At 63.6% G+C, this 13,605-nt stretch carries 13 protein-coding genes; 4 read left to right on the top strand and 9 right to left on the bottom strand.

Annotation, left to right across the window (positions count from 1 at the left end):
* Positions 1 to 187 precede the first annotated feature (187 nt).
* A complete protein-coding gene (locus CH251_RS26845) occupies positions 188 to 1,039 on the top strand; it encodes a MerR family transcriptional regulator (protein ID WP_094615756.1) in 852 nt (283 codons plus the stop codon).
* A 56-nt stretch (positions 1,040 to 1,095) separates the two neighbouring features.
* Here the strand turns inward: CH251_RS26845 and CH251_RS26840 are convergent, their stop codons facing one another.
* Both CH251_RS26840 and CH251_RS26835 read right to left on the bottom strand, forming a co-directional pair.
* The gene (locus CH251_RS26840; protein WP_373454994.1) at positions 1,096 to 2,202 is read right to left on the bottom strand and encodes an epoxide hydrolase family protein; all 1,107 of its coding nucleotides are present in this window, start codon (positions 2,200 to 2,202) and stop codon (positions 1,096 to 1,098) included.
* Positions 2,203 to 2,444: 242 nt separating this feature from the next.
* Positions 2,445 to 3,755 carry a DUF1214 domain-containing protein gene (locus CH251_RS26835; protein ID WP_094615755.1) on the bottom strand — a complete coding sequence of 437 codons (1,311 nt, stop codon included), beginning with the start codon at positions 3,753 to 3,755 and terminating at the stop codon, positions 2,445 to 2,447.
* Between the two features lie 155 nt (positions 3,756 to 3,910).
* Here CH251_RS26835 and CH251_RS26830 point away from each other — a divergent pair, with 155 nt between their 5' ends.
* Both CH251_RS26830 and CH251_RS26825 read left to right on the top strand, forming a co-directional pair.
* A complete protein-coding gene (locus CH251_RS26830) occupies positions 3,911 to 4,240 on the top strand; it encodes a YidH family protein (RefSeq protein WP_256979330.1) in 330 nt (109 codons plus the stop codon).
* Positions 4,237 to 4,626 carry a DUF202 domain-containing protein gene (locus tag CH251_RS26825; RefSeq protein ID WP_094615753.1) on the top strand — a complete coding sequence of 130 codons (390 nt, stop codon included), beginning with the start codon at positions 4,237 to 4,239 and terminating at the stop codon, positions 4,624 to 4,626. Before CH251_RS26830 ends, CH251_RS26825 begins: the two co-directional genes overlap by 4 nt.
* Positions 4,627 to 4,693: 67 nt before the next feature.
* Here CH251_RS26825 and CH251_RS26820 read toward each other — a convergent pair whose 3' ends face one another.
* Positions 4,694 to 5,740 carry an ABC transporter substrate-binding protein gene (locus CH251_RS26820; protein ID WP_256979329.1) on the bottom strand — a complete coding sequence of 349 codons (1,047 nt, stop codon included), beginning with the start codon at positions 5,738 to 5,740 and terminating at the stop codon, positions 4,694 to 4,696.
* A 108-nt stretch (positions 5,741 to 5,848) separates the two neighbouring features.
* On the opposite strand from CH251_RS26820, the gene CH251_RS26815 reads away from it, so the two are divergent.
* Positions 5,849 to 7,213 (top strand): DUF1254 domain-containing protein, encoded by a 1,365-nt coding sequence (locus tag CH251_RS26815; RefSeq protein ID WP_094615752.1) that lies wholly within the window; start codon positions 5,849 to 5,851, stop codon positions 7,211 to 7,213.
* A 33-nt stretch (positions 7,214 to 7,246) separates the two neighbouring features.
* Here the strand turns inward: CH251_RS26815 and CH251_RS26810 are convergent, their stop codons facing one another.
* Genes CH251_RS26810 through CH251_RS26785 form a run of 6 tightly spaced genes read right to left on the bottom strand, consistent with a single transcriptional unit; the run spans position 7,247 to position 13,581 of the window.
* Positions 7,247 to 8,266 carry an NADP-dependent oxidoreductase gene (locus CH251_RS26810; protein ID WP_094615751.1) on the bottom strand — a complete coding sequence of 340 codons (1,020 nt, stop codon included), beginning with the start codon at positions 8,264 to 8,266 and terminating at the stop codon, positions 7,247 to 7,249.
* Between the two features lie 32 nt (positions 8,267 to 8,298).
* Positions 8,299 to 9,339 carry an ABC transporter substrate-binding protein gene (locus tag CH251_RS26805; protein WP_256979328.1) on the bottom strand — a complete coding sequence of 347 codons (1,041 nt, stop codon included), beginning with the start codon at positions 9,337 to 9,339 and terminating at the stop codon, positions 8,299 to 8,301.
* A 16-nt stretch (positions 9,340 to 9,355) separates the two neighbouring features.
* Entirely contained in the window at positions 9,356 to 11,548 is a 2,193-nt protein-coding gene (locus CH251_RS26800) for a 3-hydroxyacyl-CoA dehydrogenase NAD-binding domain-containing protein (RefSeq protein WP_094615815.1), read from the bottom strand.
* A gap of 36 nt (positions 11,549 to 11,584) precedes the next feature.
* The gene (locus CH251_RS26795; RefSeq protein WP_094615750.1) at positions 11,585 to 12,796 is read right to left on the bottom strand and encodes an acetyl-CoA C-acetyltransferase; all 1,212 of its coding nucleotides are present in this window, start codon (positions 12,794 to 12,796) and stop codon (positions 11,585 to 11,587) included.
* A 39-nt stretch (positions 12,797 to 12,835) separates the two neighbouring features.
* Positions 12,836 to 13,213 carry a hypothetical protein gene (locus tag CH251_RS26790; protein ID WP_094615749.1) on the bottom strand — a complete coding sequence of 126 codons (378 nt, stop codon included), beginning with the start codon at positions 13,211 to 13,213 and terminating at the stop codon, positions 12,836 to 12,838.
* Complete coding sequence (locus CH251_RS26785; RefSeq protein ID WP_094615748.1) at positions 13,210 to 13,581, bottom strand: nuclear transport factor 2 family protein; 372 nt, start codon at positions 13,579 to 13,581, stop codon at positions 13,210 to 13,212. The genes CH251_RS26790 and CH251_RS26785 overlap by 4 nt, the downstream gene beginning before the upstream one ends.
* Between the last annotated feature and the right edge of the window lie 24 nt (positions 13,582 to 13,605).

Below are 13,605 nucleotides of genomic sequence, written 5' to 3'. Positions count from 1 at the left end.
CAGACCGAATGGAATATGCAGCGCTGCTGGGGATTCGACGGCCAGGTTCGTCACCCGAAAGGGTGCGTTCCCTCGAATGTCTCTGAACCTGTTGCCCTATGAGACGTCATATCAGTAGCGGAGTTGCACCTTCCGTAGCGTCATGTGGTGCAGTGGACGTGTCCCGCCCACCGAGGAAGGCCAGCCCATGTTCTCGTCATTCATCCCACCGCGCCGAGTCACGATCGGGGGAGCTGCCGCCTTCGTCGGCACCACGCCGCGAGCGATCCGTCATTACCACCAGATCGGTCTGCTCCCGGAGCCCGAGCGGGGCAGCGACGACCGCCGCCGCTACGGCTACGACGAGATGATCCAGCTGCTGCGGATCCGCCGGCTGGCCGACGCCGGCATTGCTCTCGACGACATCCGCGACGCCTTCGCGTCCGGTACCGCCGACAGCGACGTCGCGCGCATTCTGGACCGGCTGGAGGGATCCCTTGTCGCCCGGCAGGCCGAACTCGAGCAGCAGCGGATCGCCGTGCAGCGTATGCGGGCGCAGGGGAGCAGTTTGGGCCTGCTCTCCGACGTCGTGAGCGATCGCCTCGCAGAACTGCCCGAGGGAGCCCTGCGGCAGGACGACCTCGACACCCTGCTCGTGACCGAACGGATCTTCGGCGCGCTCGGCGCGTCCGTCCAGGCGTCGCGTTTCATCGCCCTGGCCACCCACCCGGACCTGCGGGCGTGTTCCGACCGGGTCGCCGCCGCCGAGGAGGCGCTCGACGACACGGTTGCCGTCGACGACCCTCGCGTGGCGGAGGTGGCGGCCGAACGGCACGCCTTCGAGACCGCCCTCCACGCGGTCATCGAGAGCTCCGGTCTGGCGCAGGCCGACGACGCCCGGTTCGACGCCTGGGACGAGTTGCACCCCGCTACCGCCGACACCGGTACGGCATGCGGGTCGAAGAGCCTTACCGAGGCCGTCCGAATGTTGCCCTACGACTTCTCCCCTGCACGCCTGCGGTGCATGGAACTGGCCCTGGAACTCGACGAGCCTCGGTAGTGCTTCGGGAGATGGGGTGCTGAGACGCAGAGAAATGCCCGTGTATTTCGATCGCTCTACGTGAGGGCCGCACGATACGGCCGGAAGAAGTCGCGCAGTTCCTGCGCGTACAGATCGGGTTCCACGAACGGCGCGAAGTGCCCACCGCGCGGAAGCTCGGACACATGAACGACGTTCGCGACGCGGTCGAGCCACGAGCGGGGCGGACTGGTCAGATCACCCGCGAAGAGCGAGAACCCTGACGGCACCTCGACCCGACGGGCGTGCTGCTCCAACGGAATGGAACCGTTGGCGTTGTACATACGCATCGACGACCCGATGGTTCCGGTGAGCCAGTAGAGGGTGACATTGGTGAGGATTTCGTCCTTGCTGAAGCTGCGCTCGATGTCCCCGTCGCAGTCGGTCCACCCTCGGAGCTTCTCCACGATCCATGCGGCCAGTCCGGCCGGCGAATCGGTCAACCCGACGGCCGCGGTCTGCGGTTTCGTGCGGTGCATCGCAGCGTAAGCGCCCTCCGCAGTACCCCACGCGGCGGCCCTGTCGAGAAAGTCCCGCTCCTGCTGTGAGAGGTCTGCGGGGTCGCCGGTGAAAACGGGCAGTCCAGCATCCATGCGGTGGACGGCCACCACGGAGCCAGGGTGGTCCAAAGCCAGGTAGCGACTGACGCCGCTGCCGATGTCACCTCCGGCGGCCCCGTAACGGGAATACCCGAGAATGTGCATCAGCTCGGCCCAAAGTCCTGCCACTGCAATCGAATTCAAAGGGGGTCCTGTCGGCGGATCCGAGTATCCGTAACCGGGCATGTCGGGCACGATGACATCGAAGGCATCGGCGGGGTCAGCGCCGTGTGCACCCGGATCGGTCAGCAGCGATACAACTTTCGAGTAACGCCAGAACGAGTCCGGCCACCCATGGCTGAGGACCAGAGGAAGAACCGGGCCCACGGGCGACACTGCCCGTGCGTGCACGAAGTGAATGCCCAGATCACCGACGTCGACCCGGAATCGAGGATGTCTCGACAGGGCCGACTCCTGTGCCGTCCAGTCGAATTCGTCGGCCCAGTACTCGACGAGTTCACGCAGATAGCCGACGTCGACGCCGAGCGACCACCCGGCATCTGGGGTATCGTCCGGCCACCATGTCGCTCGAAGTCGCGCTCTCAAGTCGTCAAGCGCCGCAGCAGAAGTCGACGAAACAATGGTTCGGGTCGAGGTGCAGGACGCGACATGAAACGGAGTTTACGCGTGGCTCCACCTACGGACATGATTGCGCCGGTGTCCTCACCGGGATGTCGATGATGATGGGGAAACTAGGCTTACGGCTGGGTTTCTGTCGGCAACAAGGGCCGCAGAATGACCCGATCCGCAGAGCGCATCGCCAGGGTTGCGTTCGAAATACGGGTCGATCACAGCAGTCGTACCACGGGCGGGGGAGACCAGCGGGAATTCGGTGTCGGTCCGTACAGCCTGAGCATCAGACGGAAGTCGCCGGGTGGGCACGGCAGCCAGTTGGTCGCGGTTCCGATTGTCGGGCAGCTGGTTCGGACCAGCACGGTGAGGGACCCGTCCTCGTCGTGTTTCAAGTCCTGTGTGCGGTCAGTGATGGCGTACCTGTCGAGTTCGTTCGCGTAGAGAAGTCCCTGCGCGTGATAGACGGTCATCGACCAGAAATAGTCTGCGGGCGGAAAATGGCCGACCCGAAAGGTGATGGCGTAGTCGTTCGAGCCGTTGAGCTGACGGCCTTCCTCGTCTTGTTCGCACACGGGGTAGGACGCCTCGGCGGCAGGGTTGATGTAGATCTGGGAGTAGGCAACGGCGGCTCGTAGAAGATGATCTGCTCCGAAGTCTGCACCTGCGTCGTTCACAGCCCAGCCGTTGACGAGACGGCCCATCGATTTCACCTGCGCAGCAATGTCTTCGAGGCCTTTCCGTAGTCCGTCCGCGATGTCCCGCTCGGCGGTACGACGCTCGACGGTGTTCTCGAGTGCATCGACGAGACGGCGGTGCGTGCGACTGACCCAACCCGGTACGTCCGAATCGGCGAGGTTGACCGTGGCGTGATCGAGGGCGGCGAGAAATTCGACGGGCCGCCGCAGTTCGTCGGAACGGTCGACGGTGCTCAGGGCGAGATCGGCCCGCGCAATCGGCGGTGTGGGCGGGCCGGACAGAACGATGTGGTTCTGTAACTCGTTGACCGTGTTCATGTCTCCGACCCGGGATGGATCGACGAGAATCCGGATGGCAATCATCGCGAATCTCGACCGACACGCGATCCATCCGTCCGCAACCTCGGCCGGCGCGGCTGTCTGTCGGAACAGGGTGATCGGAGTGATGCGAGACCCGTGAGTCCTCTGTCCGACAACCGTATTCGTGGACGAGTCCGCTTCACCGATCTGCACGCTGTAGTAACGGTTTCCGAATTCCGGTAACTGTAGCTCGAAGGTGCCGGAGTCCAGGTCTACGAACGCCAACGTGTACAGCGTGTCGACATTCGGGGCGACACCGGCCGTCAGCGTGGGATTCGAGAGTTCACGTTGGTGGCCCAGACAATTGAGTGGGGCACCGGCGGACGTGGAAGGTCGCTGCGCGTGTGGTCTCGATGGATCGGTGAACCGCAGCCGGAGGCGTTGGGCAAAGATCACGGGGAATCCCCAGACCTGGAGTGCGCTGGCATCGGCACGCAGATCGGTACTTTCCGACTCGGTTTCGATCGACATAGGGCCTCCAGGTGAACTGAATTCACCTCCACTATAGTCTGGAACAGGTATCGAAGTCTGCGATACGGAGTGCTTGGACACGGCGATGCTGTGAATGCAGCGGAGTTCGAGAGGTCGATGTGAAAGACGGCGGTCGTCGTAGGTTTCCCCGATCGGTGTATTCCGTCGGCGGCGAGCCCGATCCACGCTTCAGTCTTGCGAACGAGCGGACCTATCTCGCGTGGATCAGAACGTCGCTGGCGTTGATGGCAGCCGGGGTGGCTCTACAGGTCTTCGGCATCGGTGGCGGGTCCGCGCCGAGTGCGGTGGCTTCGGTGTTGCTGATCGTGTCGTCGATCGGTGTTCCTCTGCATGCATGGTGGGGCTGGGCGAGGACCGAGAAGTCCATGCGCAAGTCAGAGGCCCTTCCGTCTCCGCGTATCGCCCTGCCCCTGGCGGCGGTTCTCGCAACGGTCGGCGCTCTGGTGCTGTGGTCCGTCCTGTGACGATCTGGCGAGGCGGTCGGGAGCGCCCGGACAGGCGGCCGGGCGGCGAGCTGGGGGATGGAGGTCTGCAAGTCGAGCGCACCGAGCTGGCCTGGGCACGGACCGAGTCGGCGGTCGCAGTCTGTGCAGTGATCGGCATCCGCCTGAGCGCGCACACTCGCCAACCCGCGTTGGTGATGCTCGCTGTCCTGGTCAGCTTCGGCGCAGCGGCTCTACTGCTCTCGGGTTGGATCGAGCGGATGAGGGCGGCTCGTGCTTCGGGGAGTAAAAGTACTGTGCCGCTGTCATTTCCGTTCCGTGCTCATGTCTTCGCAGTGATGATTCCGGCCCTCGGGGTGATCGCCTTGACCTTTGTCCTCTGGTCCGCGCACATCACGGTGAGGTGAAAAATGGGCAGGCCATGACGGTGCGACCCGTCACGGCCTGTGCTCGCTTCTGCTCCGCTGCTGAGCGCTACCTCACGAACTGTTGTTCCCACTCCGCAGACTGCTGGTCGACGTACTGTTTGGTCAATTGTTCGGGGTCGGGGGCCTGCACGTCCTGTGCATCAGCGGTTGCCCCGGCGATGCCGGGAAGTGCTGTCGCTACTCCGATGGCCTGCGCGGTTTGTCCTTCCGCGCTGACCAGGAAATCGGCCAAGACCTGAGCCGCATTCGGATGTGGTGCGACCGAGGTGACGTGACCGTAGAAGGGGGTTCCCCACGACGGCGTCGGAAGAGCCCAGTTCACCGGCGCACCGGTGGCGACCTCTTGAACCAGTGGCTGCACCATCGGTGCCACGACAACCTCGCCCGACGTCAATGCCTGCGCGATTCCCAGGGCGCTGGGATAGATACGCGGTTCTTGTCGGGCGAGCCGTTCCTGGAAATCTTCGCCGAAATTCTTACGATAGAAGCTGTAGAGATCGACGTACGACGCGATGCCAACCGGGCTGACAACGCCCACTCGCCCTTTGTATTCGGGGTCGAGAACATCTCGAGGATCGGCCAGGCCGTCTGCAACCGCATCGGTGTTCCAGCCCATTCCGAACGTGGCCGCGACGTTCAGGAACAAGCGGTTGTTCTTGACGCTGGAGTCCCGGTGGTAGTCGGGGTTGTCGAAGCTCGGGCCGCGTAGCTCTTGGGAGTAACTCCCGGAATCTGCAGCGGAGGCGATCCACGCGGTATCGGTGACGACGTGGACGTCGGCGATCCCCTTCCCCGTCTTGTTCTCGACCTCGACACGTGGATTGAGGTCCGCATCCGTACCTCGCACGTACTCGAGAGCGATGTTGGGATACTTCGCATTCCACGCAGCTTCGACACTGTCGAGAATGGTGGTGTTCTGGCTCGAATAGAGCGTCACCGAGCCTTCTTCTTCGGCCGCCGACACCACGTCTTCCCAGTTTCCCTCCACCGATGCAGTGTCTCCGCCAGACGAGCCGCACGCGCTGAGCGCGGCAGTCGACACTGCGACGAGCATCGCGGTGATGATGTGTTTTGTCCGAACCGAATGTCGCATGACGTCGTCCTCCTAGTTGAACTGATCTCAGTTCACCAGGTAGGCTGCGTGATGTCAATCACTTCCTGAGGGCGGAATGATCGTTCGACGAGAAAGGACTATCCACCGATGCGCACGTATGACGCGAAGTCGGCCGATCAGATCGCTGCAACCGATGCGGCGGATGTACACCCGTCGGACGCACTGGACCGGCAGCACTGGGCACAATCACTGGCGATGCACGCTGTGGTCTACGGCCTGCCGTCGGTGTACCAATACGCCGGCATGTGTGACGCGTGTGCCCCGGCTGCAGACGGCGAACGGTGGGCGACCAATTCGCTCGTCCACGAACGGACGATTGCCGGTGCGGAGTTCCAGGCCTTCCGGGTCCCCAATGTCGACACGCTGTATTCCAATGCCTGGCTCGACCTTTCGGATGGACCGATCGTCGTCGTTCTTCCCGATTTCGGTAGCCGGTACTACACGCTGAATTTCCTGGACGCCTACAGCAACGCCAGCAATGTCAGTCGGCGTACGCACCCCGAACAGCCGCGCGCGTTGTTCCTGGCGTGTTCGGACTGGACCGGTTCGATTCCCGAAGGTATCGAGGTGTTCAGAGTCGCCACACCGATCATGTGGCTGTTGATGCGGATACAGGCGTTCGGAGACTCGGACCTGCCGGCCGTGCACAGGCTGCAGGACGCGGTCACGATCGATGCACCGATCGCGTCGGTGCCGGCGTGGCCGGTGGTCGATCCTCGTGCGGTCGAAGTCTCGTCGGCAGCGTTCTTCACGGCCCTCGATGCGTCGCTGGCGGTGAACGGAGTGCCGTTCACCGACGTAGCCCACGTGCACCAATTCCGACAGCTCGGTGTGGGTACTGGCACCTTCTCTGCGCACGACCTCGATGAGGCCACACGGAAAGGCTTGGAACAGGGCTTCGAAACCGCGATGACGATGTTGTCCCGATCCCGATCCCTGCTCGGGCGTCGCACCGAATCCGGCTGGACTCGAGTGCTCGGCAAGGGGGCCCACGGACACAACTTTCTTGCACGCGCGATCATGAACTATGTCGGTCTCGGCGCGAACGTTGTCGAGGAGAACTGCTCGTACAACACCTATGTCGACAAAGATGGACAACGCCTGTCGTGCGAAGGCGGCGACGAATACCACATCGATTTCGTCACTTCACCACCAGCGCAGGCTTTTTGGAGCGTCACGCTGTACGACGCAGAGACCGGCTGGTTGTACGACGCGCCCGGGAAGAATCACTCGGTGGGATCAGCGATCAACGAAGGCGACGGAGCCGCAGGACCGTCGACGATCACAGTGAGCGCATCGCCGCCCAAGACCGACAGTCCCGACCACGCCTGGCTTCCGGCACCCCAGCATCCGTTCTTTCTGGTCCTGAGGATCTATCAACCGACCGTAGAAGCCCTGAGCGAGCAATGGACGCCGCCGCGCGTCGTGCGGTGGAACGCCGGACCGCTCTGAACCGGTGCGTCAGATTTCACAGTTGGCAGGGCTTTACAGTCGGCAGAGCGTCTTTCCGCTCGTTCGACCGTTGAGTAGATCGACCAGTGCGGTGGAGGCCTGCTCGAGGCCGTCGTAGACGGACTCCTCGTAGGTCATGGTCCCGTCGGCCAGTCGACTTCCGACGGCGGATCGCATCGTGTCGTAGAGATGGCCGAACGAGCCGGCTCGAAATCCTCGTACCGACAAGCTCTTGGCGGTGATCTGAAACAGGTTCGACGGCAGCGTGTTCGATGTTTCGTAGGTGGAAATTGCCCCGCACATCGCGACGCGTCCTTCGGGTCGAAGTGCGTCGAGGGCGGCGGTGAAGTGAGAACCGCCGACGTTGTCGAAGTATGCTTCGATCCCGTCCGGGGCTGCTTGTGCGAGAAGGCTGGCCGTGTCGCCGACGTGATAGTCGAACGAGCGGGCGGCTCCGAGGGCATCGACCAGGTGATCGGCCTTGCGTCGGCTGCCTGCGGACGCGATCACCGTGCATCCGTGGTGGGCTGCGAGTTGGGTAGCGATACTGCCGACCGCTCCTGCGGCAGCCGAGATCCAGACGGTATCGGACGGTCGAATGTCCAGGACCTCGAAGAGACCGACGTAGGCCGTGAGGCCGGAACTTCCCAGTGGACCGAGAAACCACTGCTGTGGCCAGTCGTGGGCGTCGATTCTGGTGAGGGTGCCCGCGCCGCCCAATCCGCCGGCCGCGGCGGAGACCACTGCGAAGTCGCGGTAGCCGTACATGTGTGACACCAGATCTCCGGGCCGAAAGTTCTCGTGCCGTGACTCGACGACGATGCCGAGAGTCAACCCCACCAACGCATCTCCGATCCGGAGCGGTGGTAGGTACCCGGACGGTGCCGAATCACCGAGGCGCAGTCGAATCGACGGGTCGATCGAGAGCCACGTATTTCGTACCAGCACTTCGCCATCGAGCAGCGGGGCGAGCGGGATGTCCACCAGCTTCAGATGCTCGGTCGTGAGTTTTCCGCTCGGATATGAGCTGAGGCAGAGGGTTCGGCTGTTCATGGTCGCGCTGGGCTTCCTTCGAGTCCGAGATTTCAGTTGAACTTGCTTTCCCACTCCTGCTGGAACTGCGAGACCTTCTCCGGCGTCAGTGAATCCGTATCGGGCAGCGGAATGTCCTGAGCCGACGCGACCGAGTTCTCGACGTCGGGCAGAGCGCTACCGTATCCCTTCGACAGGGCGCGCTGCCCGTCGGCCGACACCATGAAATCGGCCAGCACCTGCGCGGCGTTGGGATGCGGAGCCGAGGACAACACGTGGGAGTAGTACGGCGCACCCCACGCCGGATCGGGAAGTGTCCACTCGACGGGTGCGCCGGCATCCTTTTCCCGAACCAGTGGGGGAACCATCGGCGATGCAGCGATCTCACCGGAGCTCAATGCCTGTGCCACGGCAAGCGCACCCGGGTACACCCGAGGTTCCTGCGCGGCGAGCTTGTCCAGGAATCCGCCACCGGTCCAGTTCTCGTCGAAGAAGCGATACTCGTCGACGACGGCGGCGAACCCCGCAGGATTCACGACGCCGATCCGCCCTCTCAAGGCTGGATCCAACAGATCCTGCGGGGACGACAGCCCGGCAGGAACAGCATCGGTGTTCCACCCGAGCGCGAATATCGCTGCGCTGGTGAGGAAGAACGTGTCGTTCAGCACGCTTGTAGACCGTGCGTACGCCGGGTCGTCGAAGGCCGGACCGACCATCGGTGTCGAGTAGGTGCCCGATTCGGACGCATTCGTGATCCACGCGGGATCGGTCGACATGTGCACGTCGGCTGTTCCACGGCCGGTGCGGGCTTCGGTCTCCACGCGCGGGTTGAGTTCGACGTCGCTGCCGCGCGTGAACTCCAGATCGATGTCGGGATACTTCGACTCGAAAGCGGTCTCGAGTGTCGCGAGGTTCTCGGGATGCTGACTGGAGTACAGGTGCACGCTCCCTTCGCCGTTGGCCGCGGCCACGACGTCGTCCCACGTTCCCTCCACCGGTGCGGACCCGGCATCCTGGGACTGCCCACATGCCACAGCAACGAGAGTCACCGTTGCGATCCCGACGGACATCACCGATCGACGTAGTGCGTTCACAGCATTCTCTCTTCGTTCAGGACACGAGTGCATGGACGCGCTCTCCGCGCATTGCTCTGTTCACCAACGACTGTGGCGGCTCGAAATGAGCCCCGTACTTCGATGCCAATTCTCGTGCTCGGTCGACGAAACCGGACAGCCCGCCGTCGTATTGGTCGATGTACTGGATCACGCCCCCGGTCCACGGTGGGAAGCCGATGCCCAGCAGGGACCCGATGTTCGCGTCGGCCACGCTCGTCAACACACCTTCGTCGAGGCACTTGACCGCCTCGATCGCCTCGGCGAACAGCATCCTTTCCTGCATGTCGCGGAAAGGAATTCGAGTCGAACCCGAGTCGAAAGACGTACGCACGCCCGGCCAGATCCCGGTTCTCGTGCCCGATTCGTCGTAGTCGTAGAAGCCGCCGCCGGCGGCACGCCCGGAGCGGTCGAGTTCACCGACCATCTTGTCCATCACCGCATCCGAGCCGTGTCGGCGCGTCGGCTTGCCTTCGCTCGCCAGCGCGCGTTCGTTCTCCTTACGGATCTTCTGCGACAGGGACAAGGTCACCTGGTCCATCAATTGCAGCGGCGGGACGGGGTAGCCTGCCTGCGCGCCTGCCTGTTCGATGAAGACCGGGTTGACGCCCTCGCCGACCGCGGCCATCGCTTCGTCCAGGAACGCGCCGATCACTCGCGAGGTGAAGAAGCCCCGACTGTCGTTGACGACGATGGGAGTCTTACCGATCTGGAAAACGAAGTCGATAACCTTCGCCACTGTCGAGTCGGAAGTCTCCCTGCCACGGACGATTTCGACCAGGGGCATCTTGTCGGCGGGGGAGAAGAAGTGGATCCCGATGAACTTCTCGGGTCGGCTCACGCCGTCGGCCAGGATCGAGATGGGAAGCTGAGAGGTGTTGGAGCCGAGAACGATATCGGCGGGAACGATCCCGTCCAGTTCCCCGAACACCGCAGTCTTGACCTCCACGGACTCGAATGCTGCTTCGATCACGAGATCGACTGCGGCGCAATCGGTCGCGTCCGCGGTCGGCCGGATCCGGTCGAGCAGTGCCGCCGACCTCTCGGCCGTCGTCGAGCCCCGCTCGAGAGCCTTCGCTTCCAGCTTCTCGGCGTAGAGTTTTCCGCGGTCGGCAGCGTCCCGGTCGAGGTCTTTCAATACGACCTCGATACCGGCCTTGGCGCACACGTACGCGATCGCGGCACCCATCATTCCGGCCCCGATGACCGCGACGGTACGGGCGGTGAACGTGTCATGGCCGGCCGGGCGGGACGTGCCGCGCCGAATGGTCTGCATGTCGAAGAAGAACGCACGAATCATGTTCTGCGCCACTCGGTCGGTCATAAGCGAGACGAAGTAGCGGGTTTCGATGCGATCCGCAGTGTCGACGTCGACCGACGCGCATTCCGCCGCTGCGGCGAGGATCGCCCGCGGTGCCGGGGCGGGTGCGCCCTTGAGCTGCTTACGCAGTAGCGCCGTTGCGGCCAATAGATTCTGAGCGACGGCAGGATCGGTCGGTCCGCCACCGGGTATCTCGAAACCCCTGACGTCCCACGGCTGCACAGCAGACGGGTTCTCGGCGATCCACGCCTTCGCAGCCGGAATCAGCTCGTCCACACCGGCAACGGTGTCGTCGATCAGCCCGAGCTTTTTCGCATCGGCCACCGAGTGCTGCTGGCCCTTCGTCAACACCTTCGACAGGGCGGCATCGAGTCCCATCAATCGGACCGTTCTGACGATCCCGCCGCCACCGGGCAACAATCCGAGCGTGGCCTCGGGGAGGCCGATTCGGGTGCCCGGCACATCTGCTGCGATGCGGTGGTGGGTGTGCAACGCAATCTCGAAGCCGCCGCCGAGGGCCGCGCCGTTGATCGCGGCCACCACTGGGCGGCCGAGGGTTTCGAGCCGTCGAAGAACACTCTTGATTCCGTCGATCCGCTCGGTCAAGGCGCGCGCAACGTCCCGCTCGTCGACAGCGCCCGGGTCCTTCGTCATGTCGTCGAGGTCGCCGCCGGCGAAGAACGACTTCTTGGCCGAGGTGATCACGACACCGGTGATGTCGTCCTTCTCGGCTTCGAGCCGCTCGACCGTGGCGGCCATCGACGCGATGTACGTATCGTTCATCGTTTTCGCGCTCTTGCCTGCGTCGTCCATCGTGAGTACGACGATGCCGTCGGCACCGCGTTCCCATCCGATCATGTTCTCGCTCATGTTTTCTCGTATTTCCATGTGTCGACGGTGGGCGGTTCAGAGGCGTTCGATGACGGTGGCGACGCCCATTCCGCCGCCGATGCAGAGGGTGATCAGGCCGTAGCGGCCACCGGTTCGTTCCAGCTCGTCCAGTACGGTGCCCACCAACATCGCTCCGGTGGCCCCGAGCGGGTGGCCCATCGCGATTGCTCCGCCGTTGACGTTGGTCTTCTCGTGCGGGATGTCGAGGTCCTTCATCCACTTGAGCACGACGGAGGCGAATGCCTCGTTCAGCTCGAACACGTCGATGTCGTCCACGGTCAGGCCCGCTCGCTTCAACACTGCCACGGTGGCAGGGGTCGGACCGGTGAGCATGATCGTCGGTTCGCTGCCGACCTGAGCCGTGGCCACGATGCGGCCACGGGGAACCAGGCCTGCGCGTGCTCCGGCCGCGGCGCTACCGATGAGAACCAGGGCGGCACCGTCGACGATCCCCGAGGAATTGCCACCGGTGTGGACATGATCGATGCGTTCGACGTCGACGTACTTCTGCAGCGCTACGTCGTCGAAACCCGCGGCCTTGCCGAGCGCGGCGAAGGCCGGCTTCAACTTGCCCAGGCTGTCCGTGGTGGTTCCAGGGCGTCGGTGCTCGTCGTGGTCGAGGATGGTGACGCCGTTGAAGTCCTCGACCGGAACGACGGACTTCTTGAAGTAGCCCGCACTCCACGCTGCCTCGGCGCGTCGCTGAGACTCCGCCGCGTAGGTGTCGACGTCGTGCCGGGAGAAGCCCTCGACTGTCGCGATCAGGTCGGCACCGATGCCCTGTGGAACGATGTAGAGGTCGTAAGCGGTGGCCGGGTCGGTGAACAAGGCACCACCATCGCTGCCCATCGGCACCCGGGACATGGACTCCACGCCGCCTGCGATCACCAGATCGTCCCAACCGGAAGCGATCTTCTGTGCAGCCAGGTTGGTCGCTTCGAGCCCGGACGCGCAGAAACGATTGATCTGGGTGCCGGGGACCGATTCCGGCAGACCCGCCACCAAAGCGGCTGCGCGGGAGATGACCGCGCCTTGTTCTCCGACCGGCGAGACGACGCCGAGGATGACGTCGTTTATGTCGGACGGATCCATATCGGGGAATCGAGCACGCAGTTCGGTGATCAACCCCGCAACGAGGTCCACCGGCTTGGTGCCGTGCAGCGATCCGTTGCGTCCCTTGCCTCTCGGGGTACGAATAGCCTCGAAAATCAGTGCTTGCTCAGGCATCTCGCTCTTTTCTTCTCTGTTTCGCGAGCCGATCGGCTCCTAGTCGAACGCCAATTCCGGCGTGCGGGCGATGAGCAACCGTCGGACGTGCCCGTTGTCGTCGAGTTGGGCCGAGGCGTTGAACGACGCCTCGAAGGCTCCGTCGCGGGTGGTCCGTCCCAGCACCATCTCGGTGCCGTCGACGGATGCGCCGCGATCGAGATGATGAATCAGGGTGCTCTTCTCGCGTTGCTGGAGGTAGGCGACGAGTCCGTTGCGGTCGCCCACGAACTCGGCTGCCTCGCCGTGTCCCTTGGAAAACTGCACGGACATCCGGAAGTCCGCCGAGATCATGGTCAGGACCCGATCCGGGTCGTCGGAATCCATGTACTCGAACCAGCGCTGCAGAGTCGGCGTCGGGTGCGTGTCGGAGCTCATCGGCCTTCTCCTGCATCGGTGACCAGTAGGTCGAATTCGGTGTCGAACGAGACCTGGTAGCGGTCGATCAGACCGTCCGAGCGCACGTGCATGGTTCCGACGAAGTAGCCCGTGGTCCGGTCGCCTTCGGTCACTGCACCGTGTGCGAACTGTAGGTCCTGGTCGACGGCAGATCGGAGAACCCGGTGCTTGCGGTCGACGGGGGGTCTTCCGGACAGGTACTCGAGCATGGCGGCCCGTCCGGTCTTTCGATTCGCCCCGCCCGGCAGGATCATCGAGAAGGCGACGTCCTCGGCAAGCATCGCAACCGCCTCGTTCAGGTGCCCGGCGTCCAGGGTGGCGTAATACTCCACAATCTCCAGTGACATGAATTGAACTTAGTTCAGGCAAAC

It is taken from the genome of Rhodococcus sp. 06-462-5 (genome assembly GCF_002258315.1).
In the GTDB taxonomy this organism is placed as follows: Bacteria; Actinomycetota; Actinomycetes; order Mycobacteriales; family Mycobacteriaceae; genus Rhodococcoides.
Note: the sequence above shows the minus strand (reverse complement) of the source record. Positions and strands in the feature narration are given on the sequence as shown.